Annotated in this window: 13 protein-coding genes; 2 read left to right on the top strand and 11 right to left on the bottom strand. The window is 46.6% G+C overall.

Annotated features, from left to right (window positions below; genetic code table 11):
- Positions 1-4104, bottom strand: a 4104-nt coding sequence (locus tag LK536_RS38090) for an InlB B-repeat-containing protein (protein ID WP_506092106.1), incomplete at its 3' end; no start/stop codon positions are given.
- A 418-nt stretch (positions 4105-4522) separates the two neighbouring features.
- On the opposite strand from LK536_RS38090, the gene LK536_RS38085 reads away from it, so the two are divergent.
- Positions 4523-5707, top strand: coding sequence for an AAA family ATPase (locus tag LK536_RS38085; RefSeq protein ID WP_227795365.1), 1185 nt, complete (start codon positions 4523-4525; stop codon positions 5705-5707).
- Positions 5708-5720: 13 nt separating this feature from the next.
- Here the strand turns inward: LK536_RS38085 and LK536_RS38080 are convergent, their stop codons facing one another.
- The 4 genes from LK536_RS38080 to LK536_RS38065 all read right to left on the bottom strand — a co-directional run bounded on the left by LK536_RS38080 (position 5721) and on the right by LK536_RS38065 (position 10077).
- Entirely contained in the window at positions 5721-6938 is a 1218-nt protein-coding gene (locus tag LK536_RS38080) for an AfsR/SARP family transcriptional regulator (protein WP_008721935.1), read from the bottom strand.
- A 102-nt stretch (positions 6939-7040) separates the two neighbouring features.
- Positions 7041-8366 carry an MATE family efflux transporter gene (locus LK536_RS38075; protein ID WP_025483009.1) on the bottom strand — a complete coding sequence of 442 codons (1326 nt, stop codon included), beginning with the start codon at positions 8364-8366 and terminating at the stop codon, positions 7041-7043.
- 49 nt (positions 8367-8415) lie between these two features.
- Positions 8416-8919, bottom strand: coding sequence for a transcription elongation factor GreA (gene greA / locus LK536_RS38070; RefSeq protein ID WP_025483010.1), 504 nt, complete (start codon positions 8917-8919; stop codon positions 8416-8418).
- A gap of 39 nt (positions 8920-8958) precedes the next feature.
- The gene (locus tag LK536_RS38065; RefSeq protein WP_227795364.1) at positions 8959-10077 is read right to left on the bottom strand and encodes a hypothetical protein; all 1119 of its coding nucleotides are present in this window, start codon (positions 10075-10077) and stop codon (positions 8959-8961) included.
- Positions 10078-10378: 301 nt separating this feature from the next.
- Between LK536_RS38065 and LK536_RS38060 the strand changes: the two genes are divergently transcribed.
- Positions 10379-10885 (top strand): superoxide dismutase family protein, encoded by a 507-nt coding sequence (locus LK536_RS38060; RefSeq protein WP_008721924.1) that lies wholly within the window; start codon positions 10379-10381, stop codon positions 10883-10885.
- Positions 10886-11036: 151 nt separating this feature from the next.
- Here LK536_RS38060 and LK536_RS38055 read toward each other — a convergent pair whose 3' ends face one another.
- The 6 genes from LK536_RS38055 to LK536_RS38030 all read right to left on the bottom strand — a co-directional run bounded on the left by LK536_RS38055 (position 11037) and on the right by LK536_RS38030 (position 17314).
- Positions 11037-12005 carry a tRNA dihydrouridine synthase gene (locus LK536_RS38055; protein ID WP_227795363.1) on the bottom strand — a complete coding sequence of 323 codons (969 nt, stop codon included), beginning with the start codon at positions 12003-12005 and terminating at the stop codon, positions 11037-11039.
- A gap of 243 nt (positions 12006-12248) precedes the next feature.
- Positions 12249-12956 carry an MBL fold metallo-hydrolase gene (locus tag LK536_RS38050; RefSeq protein WP_227795362.1) on the bottom strand — a complete coding sequence of 236 codons (708 nt, stop codon included), beginning with the start codon at positions 12954-12956 and terminating at the stop codon, positions 12249-12251.
- 30 nt (positions 12957-12986) lie between these two features.
- Complete coding sequence (locus tag LK536_RS38045) at positions 12987-14216, bottom strand: D-galactonate dehydratase family protein (RefSeq protein ID WP_227795361.1); 1230 nt, start codon at positions 14214-14216, stop codon at positions 12987-12989.
- 37 nt (positions 14217-14253) lie between these two features.
- Complete coding sequence (locus LK536_RS38040) at positions 14254-15147, bottom strand: SDR family NAD(P)-dependent oxidoreductase (protein WP_227795360.1); 894 nt, start codon at positions 15145-15147, stop codon at positions 14254-14256.
- Positions 15144-15695 carry a hypothetical protein gene (locus LK536_RS38035; RefSeq protein WP_227795359.1) on the bottom strand — a complete coding sequence of 184 codons (552 nt, stop codon included), beginning with the start codon at positions 15693-15695 and terminating at the stop codon, positions 15144-15146. Before LK536_RS38035 ends, LK536_RS38040 begins: the two co-directional genes overlap by 4 nt.
- A gap of 2 nt (positions 15696-15697) precedes the next feature.
- Positions 15698-17314: a sugar ABC transporter ATP-binding protein gene (locus LK536_RS38030; protein ID WP_227795358.1), complete on the bottom strand. Its 1617-nt coding sequence runs from the start codon at positions 17312-17314 to the stop codon at positions 15698-15700.
- Positions 17315-17341 lie beyond the last annotated feature (27 nt).

Genomic DNA, 17341 nt, shown 5'->3' with positions numbered 1-17341 from the left:
GTATCCGAAGGCCGCCTTGATGGCCGGTACCTCGATGGCACTGAACTCCGTGCCCTTCAGCACCTTCTGGCTCACGCTTCCCTCCAGGCTTCCATGTTCCCCTGCCAAGAAGGTCACCGTTGCCCAGTCTTCCGCATTCTCCTCATACTGTGCCGTATAGGTCGCATTACTGGTTATGGCCGTTGTCCCACCCGGCAGCTCCGGGCTCCATGGCTGTTCCGCCACCTGGTATCCGAAAGCCGCCTTGATAGTTGGCACTCTAATCTCACTGAAATCGGTTCCCTTTAGAACTTCTTGAGTTAATACTCCTTCAAGTTCTCCATGTAATCCTTTATCAAAAGTTATAGTCACCCACTGGCTGAGATCCTTTTCAAATTTGGCATAGAATGTCGTTCCATTTTTCCATCCATTTTCAGGACGTATAGGTTTATAAAGCAAATCGGAGGATAATTTATACTTTTCCTCACAGCTCTTATCACTATACCATCCTACAAATCTGTATCCGTAATTCGCCTTTGCTGTAGAACCATTAGATACGCCAATGTCTGGATTTAGCCATTCATTTTGTGGTCCAACCGTTCCACTTCCTATGATACCAACCACAGCATATTTAATTTCAACACTGTTTTTAGGGTTCCATTGAGCGTATAATATCATATTGCTAGTAAGTTTTATACGATTACCTGGGGAATAAGAAATACCACTACCATCCCTCTCGGTATTCCAACCAACAAACTCATAGCCTGAACGATACATTGTATTTTGACCTTGAACAAAAACGCTACCACCTACTATTTCCTGCTGGCTATCGGGTTCCTTGCCTTGGGCACCATTTCTATCATACGTCAAGTATACACTTTCATAATTACGCAATGCACCATCTATATGCCATGTATTATCCGTCCCAGTTCCTCTTTGATCTTTAATAACATACCATTCAATATACTGAGTTTCAGAATCCCACCAACGGTACTTGTTATTCTGTTGCTCTACTAATTGATAAAAATTGTTTGTTAAATTGTTGCTTACATCATCAATTCCTGTTGTAGTATGTGCATATCTAATATATTTAAGTATGTTCACAGAATCCGGGGATGAATCATATACCGTAATATGTTCACCAGAATGTATTGATGGTTCAGCATACACAGTTCCATCTGTAAATACCGCAATCTTAAATTTTGAATATTTACTTCCTGAATCCTGTGCCCACACAGCATAAAGAGTAACATTATCTTTACCAACACCAAAATATTCTCCTGGCTTTATAACTTCCGGTGCTAATTTATTAACGCCATCCACACCAGATTCAATTTTGCTGGAATCACTCGATAATGACCATCCTAAGAATCGATATTGATTCTTCATCAAACTCCCCTGCCCGGGTAAAACAATTGAAGAATCCGGACTCACTTTCAATGCGGCCGGAGCCTCACCACTCCCGTTATTCGCATTAAAAGTCACCGTTAATTTCTCCTCAGAGAACAACATCTTAACAGTGGTTCCTGATTTTAAATCATTCCATGTACTACCACCATTAGAACTGTACACAAAATTGTATTTCCACCCTTTTTTATATTCTCTGGTATATCCAATATGTGTAACTTCTATATTAGCATTCGTACTTAAAACAGCCTTTTCAAACTTGTATCCTGTCTGATTTATTCCCAAAGCTTTCGCCATATCCTTAGAAATATCAGATACACTTTTTGAAGTAGACTCCCAACCGATACCAAAGGACAACTTATAAGAGTTGTTCTTATCTAAACCATCAGGATATATCTCACGGCCTGTTGCCTCATTAAAAGGAACAAAGTTTATGATATTCTCACTATTTCCGGAAGAATTTGTAAAGGTTACTGTATATACAGAAAAATGTTCAGCCTCAAATGCAATTTCACTAATACTTTGTTCACCGGATACATCAACCGCATCAGCCACTGCTTCTACTGAAATCACGTCATGTGAGCTGACATCCGCCTGAGGTTCATCCTCTTTCGTAGTAGCAACATATAGCACCTCAACTGAATCAGCTTCCTTACTGTTCTTCTCAATAGGAGCACCTGTAAAGGTCACCTGCACAGCGCCACTCCAAATTTCATCGTCTAGTTTATTACCACTCACATCTAGCAAATCGATATTGTAGGACAAAGAAGTAATTACTTCCTTTGTTTCCCCTTCAGCCGCCGCCTGTGCTTCAACACTTTCCTTAACTACATCTTCAATACCAGTTACAACACTTGCAACTGCTTTTGTATTTGCTGGCAATACTCCTTCTGGTGCATACAGACTAATTATAGTTCCGTCTTCCATCGGAAGTTCTGCACTAAACTCCGGATGCTCCCCAGTCTCCGTCATATAGACTTCAACCTCCTGCTCCTCATAAATCTCAGGAACAGAATACCAGACAGTCTGTGAACCATCATCATTATCCGTGATGGAATCAACTGAGAGGATTTCTCCATTCGCAGTCACACTCTCAACCGCATACCCAATCTGATTCTTAACACCAAAGCTTAACGCCTGGCCTTCCTCAACGCCTCTTGGTCCTTCAACGATGCGGGCGCTGGCTTCCGGGTAGATGGCATAAGAAATCTTATATCCCTCAAAGTCATCCAAAGCCTTCAGCTGGTTGATGGTAGTCACATAAACCTTAGCAGTGGAACAATAACCGATTCCAACCAAATCACTTGTTCCTGCCGCAGAAACATTATCATCTTTTGCAGGTGCCTCGGTCGGCTTAGCCTCTGACGGTGAAGCCACATCCGGAACCGTCTGTGCCGGCGCCTTAGTTTCGCTTTCATCCGCAGAACTGCTTCCGCTCTCCACCGGTGCTGCCGTTGTCTCATCCGTACCAGGTACGGTGGTTTCCCCATCAGCTGCAGTAGTGGTTTCGTCAGTTGCATCCTGAGCCGGCTTTGTCGGGTCTGTTGAATCTGTTGCTTCTGTTGACTCCTCCTTGGTCGGAGCCTCTGTTGCATCAGTCTCTTCAGCCGTTGTTGCCTCTTCCTTCGTGGGAGCCTCAGTCTCCTTTGGCGCTTCCTCTTTCTCAGGTTCAGGAGCTTCTGTTTCTTCCTTGGCTTCCGCTTCTTCCTTAGTCCCGGCTGCGTCCCCATTCTCATTGTCAGCAACCAATGGTGCGTTGTGACGGATGATGGATGCTACAGGTTCGCCTACCTCGGCTTCAGGAGCTTCTGCTTCGGGTGCTTCGGTTTCAGGAGCTTCGGTCTTCTCCGGCTCGGTTGCTTCCTGAGTTTTTTCCTCAGCAGCTTCCGTTGTCGCCGGTTCTTCTGTCTGGCTTTCCTCCGGAGCAGCTGTTGTCTCATCCGGTAAGGTTGCCTGCGTCTCATCAGCAGCTGTGGTTTCATCCGGAGCTGTTGTGGTTTCGTCTGTTGCATCGTCCGGTGCTGCCGTGGTCCCATCTACAGATGGAGCCGTGGTCTCAACCTGGCTCTCAGTCTCTGCTGGTGCCGTTGTTTCATCTGCGCCAGGCCTGTTTGTATCTTCAGGTAACGGTGCAGGTGTTTCCACTGGCTTGGAGATGAGATTCACTTCCTCATCGCCATAAGCAGCCTCATAACTCTTTACAGTAACACGTTTGGTCTTCTTGACCTTTTCCACACCGTCATCCATCCTTGTGATTTCAGTGGTGCAGCTGATGCTATCTTCTCCGTTATTCACATATAAGAAGATAATCTCTTCATCGCCGGTTACCATATACATGTCATCAGCATCTTCCGGCAGCCGTACGAACACCCTTAGTTCTGCGTCCATACTTCCGCCATCCGGATCAGGGAATGCCTCATAGATTTTCCCCTCCCCGAAGAAGAGTTTCTCAAATTCAGCAATCTTTCCATTGGTGAAATCGAGATCCTCTGCCGTCACTTCATTACCATTGGCGATTGCTTCATCAATGGCTTTGACAAGCTGTGATCCGCTCATCGAGAAGGTGACGGATTCTGACGAAGTTGCTGCAAGGGCCGTATTCAAATCCGCACCCACATTGGTTAGGATCATGGCTGCTGCAAGCACGAACGCCAGAAGTCTTTTCTGAACGCTGTACACTGTCCGCGACAGCGCCCTAGACCTTTTTCTTCCTTCCATACATATTCTCCTCTCATGATATTTCTTTTCCAAACTTAGGATAATTTACAACTATCTGGAACAAGTATATCAAATGACAGTTACAAACGGGTTACAAATTAAGAAAAGTTAAAATTTTTCTTAAATTATTTCTGCCCATTCCTAACCTCTGTAATAATCATAGCAAACCCGGCGTTACAAGGGGCGTTATTTCATACAGCTTTTTTGTTACTATTTCAATCCTCTTCCCCATTTTAGATTTTACTTTATAACCGGTTTTGCATTTTTGGACGTACATCAGATTTAAATTGTCAAATAATATCTGCAATTGTTGTCGTGAGATTTTTTCTCGTTCATTATTGCATTTCCCCCTCTTCCTATGGTACAATGTTACCAATGATTGTTATGAGTTTTTTTCTCTCAGAAAGTGAGGTATACCATGCTGGTTCAGCTTACATTGAAGAATTTTAAGATATTCAAAGAGGAAACCCTGTTGGATTGTATTCCCGGTCCGATTAATGAGCATAAGGCATCCCTGATTAAGGATCCGCTGGATGGCGAACAGTTCCTTCCTGTCATCTCCGTCTATGGCCCAAACAGCGGGGGGAAGTCCACGGTCCTCTATGGACTCTCGTATCTGTCCGCTCTTATTACCGCCCCGGCATCCGCATCATCCATACCATCCGTACCCCAGCATCTTTCATACCGCATGGATCCGGATTGTGCCCACATTCCCACTGAGTTTGATGTGCTGTTCCGTCATAAGGGATTCCTGTTCCGCTATCAGCTTCATCTTCTGAGGGGAGTCATCCAGGAAGAGAACCTTTTCTATGGACGCCTTGGCAAGGATGATGCAGGTATTCTTTTTAATAGGAAGGAATCCGATTTTCATCTGGGGAAAACCGTGCCAGCGGTTCAGATTGAACAGCTTCCTCCGGACCGTCCTCTCCTTGCGCTTCTGTTCCATTCCCTGGATTGCGGATCCATGGCCTGTGAATCAGTGCAGGCTGCATTTTCCTGGTTCAGGGACATCCATTTCCTGTCTCCTGACAGCCCGGTGTACCCGCAGCTGCCCAATGAGCCGGACATGCAGGCTGCAATCTGCTCTGCTCTGCAGGCCATGGATTTAGATATTACCGGTTACAGGACCATCCTGAGAGATGGAATAGATGGAAGGGAACTTTTAATCACCCATACCCCGGCAGCTTCCGCCAGTTATGAATTACCCTGCAGCGAAGAATCAAAGGGCACCAGAAAGCTTCTGTCCATACTGCCAGATATACTCCTCAGCCTGAAGGAAGGACATCTGGTTGTGGCGGATGACCTGGATTCCTTACTGCATCCCCATCTGCTCCGGTACATAACCAGCCTTTATACTAATTGTGAGAAAAATCCTCACGGTTCGCAGCTTATATTTACCAGTCATAATACTGCAATCCTGATGCCCGCCGTTCTTAGACGGGATGAGATATGGCTCTGCTCCCGCCCCACGGGAGAGGATGCACAGCTCTATCCCCTTTCATGGTATAAAAAAGAAAACGGCCTCATCCCGCGAAACGATGAGGCCTATGGCAAGCAATACCTGGAAGGGCGTTATGGCGCCAGCCCTAAGGTATCTTATTGATATTCAGTTTCTGTTACAGCAGGCTTTCAGGCATTACCTGATAGTTCAGCTTCACCCTTCTCCCTCCGTCCCACAGATGGAGGTTCCTGTCAATACGTTCGTATATCCTGAGACAGTATTCCTGGGAGGTGCCGTTGAGCATCACCAGGTACTGGCTGGGATTGTAGCAGGTGAACACATCCCCTTTCCTGATTGATTTGCCGATGGCTTCATGGAGCTTGGAGGATGCTGCCTTTAAGAGTTCCCCTCCTGCATCCAGCGGCTTTCCTTTGGAGTCCAGCAGGGTGCAGCACAGAAGCACATTGGTGAAATCAATCCTCTCCGACATGCGGACCAAGAGCCGGTAGCAGTCTATGAACGCGGGATAGGAGCAATAGTATGGGCCGTTCACCCGGTCCCGCTCATGCAGGCTGTCCCTTATGTCCTTAAGCGTATCAGAGGTATAGCGTATCTGGCCGCTCATGGTCCTGAACCGTTCCAGCATCTTCTCAGACGGAGGCAGTCCCTGTTCCTCAAAGTACTGGGTCACCGCCTGGTCATATACCTGCATTGCATCCTTGAAGCGTTTCATGGCAATCAGACAGTCAATCTTCATGATCTGGCATTCTTCGTAGGGATAAAGCTCACAGGCGGCCGAGGACAACTCCAGCAGGTCTGTGTATTCCCGGTTCTCCTTCATGATATAATATGCCATCCTGAGACAGTCAAAATACAGTTCCTGGCACCGGACCCCGATGACAGATACCCACTTCTCTCCTGCCAGCTGGGCCATGAATTCCCCCTGGTATAACCCGCAGGCCCTCTTTAAAAGGAATTCATCCTTTTGTTTCAGCGCTTTGCGGGCTGTTGACTCAAAGTCCTTTGCATCAATATAGACAGGTACGCCTCCGCTGTCCCACCGGTATATGCCGCTGTCAGTGCGTATGTATTCATGCTCCGGCAATCCACAGCCCTCCAGGGTCTTCCTCAGCCGGAACACCGCCGCCCTCAGGCTGCCGGACGGATTCGTATTCTCCCCATTGCCGTAGAGCATGTCTAATAGTTCTTCCCTGAGTACGCCCTTATCCCCTGCGTATAAAAGAATCAGGAACAGCTGGAGCATCTTCCCCTGCGGATTCCCCATAAGCGGCATGGGCTTCCTGTTGTACTCCACCATGACTGTTCCCATCATAAATACGGTTATGCCTTCATGCTCCATCCCCGGTACATAGGCATCCTGCTCTGTATCCATCTTGTATCCCCCTGCACAATAGCGTTATATTGCATATAACACCATTGTACATTATTCCGTGCCTTTTTTCTACAAATCTTCCCAATTTTCCTCTAATTACCCCTATTTCCCCCTCATGAACCAGAAATAATAGGGAATCTCTACCAAAAGCATTACGCTCCATCCAATGGCGCAGGCATATGCCACACCCTGCATCCCAATAGCAGGCGCCAGAAGATATACAAACACCACCCGCAGGCCGGTCTGGACAAATGTCCCCAGAAGCGTTATGCTCATATTCCCCATTCCGCGGAAAAATCCCTGGATACCATTAGTAAATGCCGGGAATATGTAAAAGACCGCCATCAAAGCCAGATAACTGCTGCCCAGCTTCACAATCCCTTCATTGCCAGCAGTGACGAATAGTCCCATCAACGGCTTTTTGAACAATGTGATTATAAGTCCGATACACACCCAATAAAGGAATTCCAGCCGCAGCCCATGAGAAAACCCTTTCCTGATACGTTCTGTTTTCCCGGCTCCCCTGTTCTGGGCCACAAAAGTTGTTATTCCATGGGAAATACTCTGCTCCGGAGTGAATGCGTAATCATCTATCCTGTTTACCGCGTTAAACGCGGCAATCAAATCCACTCCCAGCGGATTAATGGCCCCCTGGATCAACAGCTTTCCAATGGGCTGGCAGGACTGCTGCAAAGCGGTCACGCTTCCGTATCGCAACGTCTGTTTGAGAAGCAGACGGTCCATGGTGAATTCCCCCTTGCGGAGCTGCAGCATGGGTATCTTCCTATATACATAGATGATGCACAGGATTGCAGAAGCTGCTTCCGCAATCACGGTGGTGACGGCAGAGCACACAATCCCAAACCCCAGGCCGCCGATGAATATCAAATCCAGGACCGCATTTAATATGGAAGAAAATGCGAGGAATTTAAGGGGTGTCTTGGAATCCCCCACACTTTTCAACGCGGCCGACACAGCGTTATAAAAGTAAGTAAAGGGCGCGCCTAAAAATATGATGGACAGATAGGTGGAGGCCATTCCAAGGATTTCATCCGGCACATTCAGGACGGCAAGAAGTGGACGTGAGAAAAACACTCCAAGAATCGCAACAATGACCGAGAAATAACAGCCGAATATGACCGTAGTGGACATTTCCCGTTTCAGCTTATCATGCTGCCCTGCCCCATAGAATTCGCTCATCAGCACGGAAGCTCCCATACAGATGCCGGAAATGCCCAGGATGACAATGTTCATGACCGGGCTGGCAGTGCCTTCCGCTGCCAGGGCCTGCTTCCCTATGAAACGGCCCGCTATGATGGAGTCCACTGCATTGTACGTGAGCTGGAACAGATTGCCCAGGATAAGCGGAACCGAATAGCGGACCAGATGATTTGTTATATTTCCCTCTGTCATGTTTACAGCAGCCATGATTGTCTCTCCTTAAGATTACCTTAACTCTTATCATAAAACTGCGCAGTTAAAAGCTGCGCAGTTTATCGTCCTCCCCGCCCGTGCTTTTATCAATGGAACGTATTTCCACGTCATAGCCAAAGCGGTCATCCACCTTCACATGTACCCTGTCCCCCACCTTGTGCCTGCGGATTGCCTTTCCCAGGGGCGAGTCAATGCTGATCAGGCCCTGAAGGGAGTTTCCCCGCACGGTTGTCACCAGCTTATACCGTTCTGTCTCATCGTCATCCGGTATATATATTTCAACCGTGTCTCCCAGCCCCACTTCGTTGTCCTTGGACTCATCGGAAATAATCCTGGCTGTCTTTATCATCTTCTCCAGATAACGGATACGGCTTTCATTGCGGTTCTTGTCCTGCTTTGCAGCCTTGTACTCAAAGTTCTCGCTTAGGTCCCCATGGGCCCTGGCCTCCTTGACCGCCTCCAGCGCTTCCTTCCGGACCACCAGCTTGCGGTATTCTATCTCTTCCTGCATTTTTTCAATATCACTTTTTGTCAGATTATCAAACATCCTAAATCACTGCCTTTCTGATACACTATAATGGATATACTATTGATATCCCCGCATCTGGTTGCTGCTTTTAAGCTCATACACAGCCCCTGGCGCCAGGCTGTCAAGGTTCATATATTCCCTGTGAGGATTTTCCTCATCGAAATACGTTTTCATGATCCGTTCCACTTCCTGATTGGCTGTATTGGTAAAGCAACGTTTTACCAATGCCTGGGGCATAAGGCCGGTCACTGCCAGGTCCACCTTGTACCAGTTCCCGTCCGCCTGTACATAGACAAACATATGGTCCTTGTCATTATCATCCGGGGCGCAGAAACTGTTCAGTCCGGTTGCCCTGGCTAAAAGCTGATACGCCACCGACATGCCTTCGCATACCGCCTTGTGGTTCACAAGACAGCCATAGGCTGTAAATGACGGATCGCCGCTTGTATTTTCACCGGCAACGAACCGGTCATACAGGGTTTTATCATACGTACAGTTGGAGGCAATATAGAAAGCAGCGTTCCTGGCGCGCTCCAGTTCGCTGACCGTGCGCCATTGGAAGCTGCCCAGATAATCCCGTATCACGATTGCCAGGGCATTGCGCTGCTGTTTATAGGTGTCGCTTCCCACTGCTTCCTGGTACAGGGCTGTCTGGGCAAGGACCAGAAGGCTGTCCCCGTCAACGGCATTTTCCCCGGTACCAATCTGGTCCGTATCCTTGCCGTACAGCGCCTTGCACAGGTCGTCTGACAGACCGAAGTAATTGTAAAGGCTGTATATCCCATCCTGCCTCAGACGGCGTTCCATGATAGGCTCACCTTTCTTGTTGTAGCCCATGACCGCATCTACGTACTGCAGTCCGGCTTTGTCCACATAATCCTTTAACGGATAATCGGCATCATATGAGGCATAGGGGTCAATATCCACCCACGCCCCATCTGCACCCAGCTGGTATCCGTCCGGCGTGACGGTATCTGACAGCATGTGTCCATTGGCATCAAAATAATACCATTTGCTGTCCAGATCCTGAAACCATCCTTTTGCAAAGGAACCGTCATCATTCCTGTATTTCCACTGTCCGCTTTCTGATATCCAGGTGCCTGCATAGGCGGCGGTGGATAAACAGATGCTAAGAGCTGCTGAAACCGCTAATATTTTCCAAAAACGTCCCTTCATATAGATATCACTCCTGCCTTTTATAAATTGTTTATGTTTACTTAAGTTTCTTTAGTGATTCTTTAGCGTATGCTCAAATTTTAGTCACATTTTCCCTGTATAGTATTACTTGTAAGGTGATAGACCTTTTACTATACAGGAAGACACTTTTTCATACCTATGGCCGGCAGCACCCCTTCTGCCGGCCCCCTCCATTTTATATGACGGATGTGGCCTGGACATGCAATGGCAGTGCATGTTTGGTCACATTCTTTTTTTGTCAGCATATCCTATAGGGAATAAACCTTTTCAGGAGACCATCATGGATAACCAGTCTGTCACTCCCGCTGACGTCTTTGCAGATTTACTGCGTTTCAGGGCACCTGCCGCTGTTGCCTGGGTAAGAGGCGGGGCATCCGCCCCCGCAATAAGCGGCCTTGTTAAATTCTATCAGACTCCCTACCAGGGCGTGCTGGTGGAAGCCGAGATTTTTAATCTTCCCAATAAGAATGTAGCCGGCTCTTCGAATTTCTATGCCATGCACATCCATCAGAACGGCGACTGTTCAGATAATTTCGCCAACACCGGTGAACATTATAACCCAACGAATGCCGCGCACCCCAATCATGCAGGCGACCTGCTTCCCGTGTTAGGCAATGAAGGGTATGCCTGGTCGGCCTTTTATGACAAACGTTTTGGCATTGATGAAATTATCGGCAGGTCTGTCATCATCCACAGCCAGGCCGATGATTTCCGCAGTCAGCCTTCCGGCAATTCGGGGAGTAAAATAGCCTGCGGTACCATTATAAAGGCGGATTATCCTGACTAGAGCAGCCTTGCGTAAATACCGGTGAAGTCAGTGCCTGATATCCGCAGCAGAAGCGTGTCTGCAAAGCGGCGGCGTAGTGGTCCCTACGGCTAGCTTTGCAGGCGTGCCAGGGTTTGGTCCGGTTTCCTAAAAGTATAGCACACTTTCCATTTTAATACAATTTGAACCCTGCTCCTTCTGCGATGTCCAGTTCTGAGAAAATGCTGCTTACCGCGGCTTCATACTCGGTGAGATGCTGGGCTTTTTTTATTTTCTTTCCATGCTTTTCAGAGTCAGCGAATATCTGGATCATGGAAGCCCAGATTTCCTTCATCTTGAATAAAACATTCCGGTCTCCGGACATAATCCCGCGGTATCCCTCGTACAGGAGCTGATGGAATTCCCGGAGCTGTTTCTTATCCACGGGCCGTCCTGTCCTTATCCCACCCACCAGTCCGGGATTGGCTATGATTCCGCGGCCCAGCATCACCTCATCCAGTTCCGGATATGACCGGGACAGCCTTTTAAAATCTTCCACCGTGAATATATCCCCATTGTAACAGACATGGTTTGCGCTGTTCTCCAGTCCATGCCGGAACATTTCCCAATTGGGGGTATTCCTGTAGTAATCCGTGCGGATTCTGGGATGTATGATCAGCCGCTTCAGATGATACTGATTGTAAATATCCAGCAGTTCATAAAATTCATCCGGTGTCACCATGCCCAGCCTTGTCTTTACCGAAAGCTCCATCCCCAGCGCCTCAAGCTGTTCCGTAACCGTACTTAGAAATGAATTTAAACCGCAGGTTAAAGCCAGGAAACCAGCGCCTTTGTGTTTGGACACCACGGTACCTGACGGACAGCCCAGATTCAGGTTGACTTCCTGATAGCCATAGTCTTTCAGTATCCTGGCCACGGTAAGGAAATCCTCCGCCTGGTTGGTCAGTATCTGCGGCACCACATGAAGACCCTTATTGTGTTCCGGCAGGATGTCGTTTATCTCCCTGGAACTTAAACATCCCCTGGCTTTGGGGGAGATGAAGGGGGTGTAATATAAGTCCATGGGGGTAAAGCATGTGTGGTATGCATTTCTATAGATATATCCCGTAAGCCCCTCCATGGGGGCCATGTAAAATTCCATATTGATTGTTCCGTCCGTTTCTTCTATATTAATTGCTGTGTCTGTTCCTTCTATAATAATGTGTATGATAATGCGTAATAGGTTTAGTATAGCATATTCCATTGATTTCAGAAACCCAGTGCAGGAAATTTATATCTCCCCCTGATTCCACATAAAAAGCGCACCGGTCATGTGGGATATCCACTTACCGGTGCGCTTGGATGGTACTATGAACCATATAATCATATTAATTTTTTAAACAAGCTACAATGACATAACTACAGTTTCCATAAACCTCAGTTCCTTATATAAAATCCCTGTACCCTCCAGGGCCGTCCTGAATCTCTCTGGATTCTCCGTATTATCCTCAAACATTCCATAGTGGCATGGAACAGCCATTTTTACGCCTATTTCTCCGGCCAGCCTGGCAGCTGATTCACAATCCATATTTCCTAGTTTACCATTGATACATGTTATCATTGTATCCGGTTCATATTTTTTTACTTCTGTCAGTACTTCTGAGTATTCTGTGTCCCCAGTCATATACATCCCCCCCATACATTTTTCCTTGTCTTGGATCAGAAGACCTATACTGTCCCTGGTATGACACGCATATGTAGCCCGTACGGCAATCCGGTTGCCAATTACCACCTGATTATAACGCTCCAGCCGTATTCCCGTGCGGATATTACAGTCTTTCAGCTTTTCCATACAGGATTCAGGGCCAATGAATGTAATAGGATGGCCTGCCAGACGCCGAATGGACATTTCATCAAAATGATCCAGATGATTATGGGTGAACAGGATATAATCCACATCCAGTTCTTCTGGCATTACAGGAATTGGCACCATACGTTTCATTCCCTCAATCTTCTCAACTTCATCTGACAAATATGGATCCACACAAAGTCTGCAATCTATAAAATCCATAATATATCCCGCCTGCCCTAGCCATGTTATTTTAAAATCCATTTCCCATCACTCCTTTATGCCTGTTAACTGCTACCAGTTATGGACTGCACCTTCCCTATCCCTTATAGTTGGAAGGAACTTAGGGCTGTAAACATATTCCTTTGCCGCACATTCATCCACCTCCACGCCTAATCCAGGATTGTCTTTGATAGTGATGTATCCATTTTCATACTGTATATTTGTACGGAACACCTGGTCCAACTCTTCGTTATGGTCTACCCATTCCTGTATCCCAAAATTTGGTATTGCAAAATCTACATGAACCAGGGCAGCATGAGCCAACGGTGATATATCACTTGGTCCATGGAATGCTATTTTCACTCCATGGTTATCTGCCGCTGCCGCCGTCTTCATGGACGGTGTAATTCCCCCATAGTGACTGATATCAAGTCTTAGATAATCAATCAGGTTCTTCTCAATAGGAATCAGGCAATCTTTCATACTGTTGTACAACTCACCCATGGCAATGGGCATCACACTATGCTGACGTATGATTTCCAAGCCTTGGACATTCACTGGTTCAATGGGATCTTCCAGGAAGTACAGTCCGTAGGATTCCAGTTGTTTCGCTGCTGCCGCTGCCTGTATAGGAGTAAAACGCTCATGGCTGTCATGAATCAGACCAATATCAGGACCAAATGTATCCCTGAGATAGGCTGTCACGTCAACCAGATCGTGGTAGTATACTTCCGTATCCCATATTTCCGGCCTGCCAACATTTCCCTCTGTGACTTCAATCCGTTTTCCGAGGCTGATATCCTGATGTGGTTGGTTAAAAGAAAGTCCTTCCTCCCGCCGGTCCCTAGTATCAAAGCTGTATCTGAAGCAGGTGCAGCCGTCATCCATACGCTGCCTGATACGTTCGGCCAGTTCCTCTTTTGTATGTCCATGTACATGGAAGTAGGCCCTCAGCCTGTCCCTGCAGCGGCCGCCCAGAAGCTGATACACCGGGGCCTGATAACGTTTGCCTTTGATATCCCATAAAGCCATGTCTATGCCGGCCAATGCGGTCATGAACACAGGACCTCCCCTCCAGTAGGTTCCCCTGTAAACAAGTTCCCATATATCCGTAATCCGCTCTGCATCCATCCCTGTCAGGTATTTGGACAAATGATGGTCCAGGACTGCTTTCACTGACAGTTCCCGGCCATTGAGTGTGGCGTCCCCATACCCAACGATACCATCTTCGGTTGTTATCTTAACAATTAGATAATTCCGGCCAGGGCAGGTCAGAATTGTCTCCATAGATTCAATCAGCATGCTGTTTCTCCTTATTGTCCAACCAACCTGGTTCCTGTCACCCAAGGGACTGGAACCATTGGTTCATCGGTTCCTGTTTTTTATGTAATTCCATCAAAGTCTCCATATCCAAGGCACCTGGTTCCGGAAGCAGGGATGTCAATCCACCATCCACAACAATATCGCTTCCTGTTACAAACCTGGACTCATCTGATGCAAGGTATATCGCTGTATATCCAATGTCTTTTGGCTCCCCCAGCATATGCAGGGGCTGGTTACACTCCATTCCCAAAAGATGTATGTCCCGGAACTTCTCTACATATTCATCATAGACCTCCTGCCCATATCTGGATAATACCCAGTGTCCTACCTTCACCTGGATAGCGCCTGGTGATATACAATTGACCCGGATATTATAAGGCGCCAGTTCTACAGCCAAGGCCTTTGTCATCATCTTAACCGCTCCTTTGGCCGCACAGTATGCTGTCTCATTAGACAGGCCCAGATGCCCCCGGACAGACGAAATATTGATGATGCTGCCCTTATTTCCCATTTTCATATAAGGCACCGTAAATCTGGCTCCGAACCAGTATCCTCTTACATTTGTTTCCATTATGGCCTCATACCGCTTTTCAGCTTCCTCATCCTCATCATCCACAGCATATCCAAACATGGGATACCCCGCATTATTAACCAATATATCAATGGCTCCATAAGTATCATATGCGGTCTTTACCATGTTTTTCATACTGTCCTTGCTGCACACATCCGTACACACACATATGCTCTCACCTCCCTGTTCACGGATTGAGTGCTGTAGTGTTTCCATTTCCTCCATACTCCTGGCCGCCAGCACCACCTTGGCGCCCTCAGACGCAAACATGGATGCCGTCTTGGCACCAATTCCCCTGCTTGCGCCTGTGACAATTGCTACTTTATCCTTCAGTCTCATACTGCCTCCTGTTTTCCATTCACTGCATCCACAAATAAATCCTTTACCTCCGAGATATCCACCATATTCGTGGCCATATCAGAAGGTTCCGTTACTATCAGGACCGGATTGGTTCCTTCTCCCAAACAGGTGAATTCACCGTGAAGTACTCCTGGATTAATTGCAAAGCTGCTCCATTCCGGATTGTTATAAAGCATCTCAACTATGATGAAGTCTTCCTCACCCAGACACTCCTGATTCTTCCTTCTCATAAATCCTTCCAGCCCATTAAGGGCAAAGGCGATATATAAAGGTTTGGTTTTCATACCGGACATCAGAAATACCTGTTCATGGGCCGGATGATGGTGGAACATGGATGGCCAGGAAAGATTCATCCCAACATTAATCAGCTTATTTCCACCATAAGCATTGCATTCATGTACAATATCCACCTGCGCTCTGTTCTCTGGCAGGCTGTATAGTTCATCCCTGCTTCTAACCGTGGAAATAAACCCGTTACTTATTAGGTAATCCCATGTCTTTCCATTCATTTTATTTACTTGTATCATATTTATCCCTCTGCACCAGTTGCGGCCATCATGATTGCATTTTCACTGACATTGGTCCTATCAAACTCCGCTGTAATCGTACCCTTAGTCATCACAAGAAAACGGTCGCACATCTCTATCAATTCAGTGAGTTCAGAAGAAATCATGATGATTCCGATGCCTTTTGCCGCCAGGCCGGAAATGGTCTTATAGATTTCCACCTTGGCTCCCACATCAATTCCTCTAGTGGGTTCATCCAATATAAGGATTCTTGGATTAGTACTCAGACATTTTGCAAGAACCACCTTCTGCTGATTTCCACCGCTTAGATTCAACACTTTTGTATCAATTGATTCTGCTTTTATATTCAGGGTCTCCTTCATGCCTTGGGCATGTTTTCTTTCTTTCACCCTATCGATAAGACCTTTCCTTGACACGTTCTTTAAGCTGGCAATTGAAATATTATCCCTAATGGAAGCAATGGCTATGATACCATCCTTTTTCCTGTCTTCAGTTACAAGCCCGATTCCATATTGCATGGCTATGCGGGGGGAATCAATTTTCACTTGTTTTCCATCCATATAGATAACTTTGCTGTATTTTCCTTTATATGACCCAAAAATAGCGTTGACCAGTTCACTTCTTCCAGCTCCCACAAGGCCTGAAAGCCCAAGGATTTCTCCCTCCCGTACTGCAAAGCTGACACCGTTTACAATATTTTTCTGCTTGTTATAGGGGTGCTGGACCACTACATCTTCCACGCGCATGATTTCCTTCCCAATTGGCACGTTTTCCTTTGGATACATGTTTTCAATCTTGCGTCCTATCATCTTTTCCACAACAGCCTTTGAATTAAACTCCGGGCGGTCAAAGCCGCCCTGAGTTTCCCCATCCTTAAGAACGGTAATCTTATCTGCAATGTCAAACACTTCATTCAGACGGTGGGATATGTAAATGCAGGAGATTTTATCCTTTTTCAATTCCAGTAGAATCTTTAGGAGATTATCGGTTTCTTTCAGGGTCAACGTGGACGTGGGTTCGTCTAAGACCAGCACCTTAGGCTTTTTTCTGATGGCCTTCGCAATCAGGACCAGCTGCTGTTCACTTGCACTTAAATTGCGCATGGTTTCCCTGGACGAAACATCAAGCCCTACCTTAGCTAAGGCTGCTTCCGATTCAGAGTAAATCCGATTCCAGTCCACGGTGCCATTTGGCTTTTTATAATAACTGCCAATGAATATGTTTTCTGCAATATTCATATCCAGCATACAGCTAATCTCCTGATAAATCATCTCGACCCCACATCCGGAGGAATCAGAGGGTATATAAAATTTCTTTTCCTCCCCCTCTATAAATATCTGCCCAGTGTAGGAACTACATGGATACGCCCCGCTCAACACTTTCATGAGTGTGGACTTACCTGCACCATTTTCACCTACCAAGGCGTGAATCTCCCCTTCTTTGACCTGGATATTGACATGATTAAGCGCCTTTACTCCTGGAAATTCTTTTGTGATATCTTTCATCTCTAAAACATATTTATTCATGGACCAGTCTCCTACAATCTGTATTGCGAAATTTGACTTTTCACACTCGGTTCGGTATAATAAAAGCTGGTATAAGCCTGCTTCATTCTGCACTGTTTCCCCAAACATGATGATGAATCA

This window comes from Clostridium pacaense, assembly GCF_020709765.2.
Classification (GTDB): domain Bacteria; phylum Bacillota; class Clostridia; order Lachnospirales; family Lachnospiraceae; genus Enterocloster; species Enterocloster hominis.
Note: the sequence above shows the minus strand (reverse complement) of the source record. Positions and strands in the feature narration are given on the sequence as shown.

Coding starts and splice junctions, on each gene's coding strand:
- LK536_RS38085 (WP_227795365.1), top strand. CDS start 4,523: ATGCTGGTTCAGCTTACATTGAAGAATTTTAAGATATTCAAAGAGGAA.
- LK536_RS38035 (WP_227795359.1), bottom strand. CDS start 15,695: ATGATACAAGTAAATAAAATGAATGGAAAGACATGGGATTACCTAATA.
- greA (WP_025483010.1), bottom strand. CDS start 8,919: ATGTTTGATAATCTGACAAAAAGTGATATTGAAAAAATGCAGGAAGAG.
- LK536_RS38075 (WP_025483009.1), bottom strand. CDS start 8,366: ATGGCTGCTGTAAACATGACAGAGGGAAATATAACAAATCATCTGGTC.
- LK536_RS38055 (WP_227795363.1), bottom strand. CDS start 12,005: ATGGAATTTTACATGGCCCCCATGGAGGGGCTTACGGGATATATCTAT.
- LK536_RS38065 (WP_227795364.1), bottom strand. CDS start 10,077: ATGAAGGGACGTTTTTGGAAAATATTAGCGGTTTCAGCAGCTCTTAGC.
- LK536_RS38080 (WP_008721935.1), bottom strand. CDS start 6,938: ATGGATACAGAGCAGGATGCCTATGTACCGGGGATGGAGCATGAAGGC.
- LK536_RS38060 (WP_008721924.1), top strand. CDS start 10,379: ATGGATAACCAGTCTGTCACTCCCGCTGACGTCTTTGCAGATTTACTG.
- LK536_RS38050 (WP_227795362.1), bottom strand. CDS start 12,956: ATGGATTTTAAAATAACATGGCTAGGGCAGGCGGGATATATTATGGAT.
- LK536_RS38045 (WP_227795361.1), bottom strand. CDS start 14,216: ATGCTGATTGAATCTATGGAGACAATTCTGACCTGCCCTGGCCGGAAT.
- LK536_RS38040 (WP_227795360.1), bottom strand. CDS start 15,147: ATGAGACTGAAGGATAAAGTAGCAATTGTCACAGGCGCAAGCAGGGGA.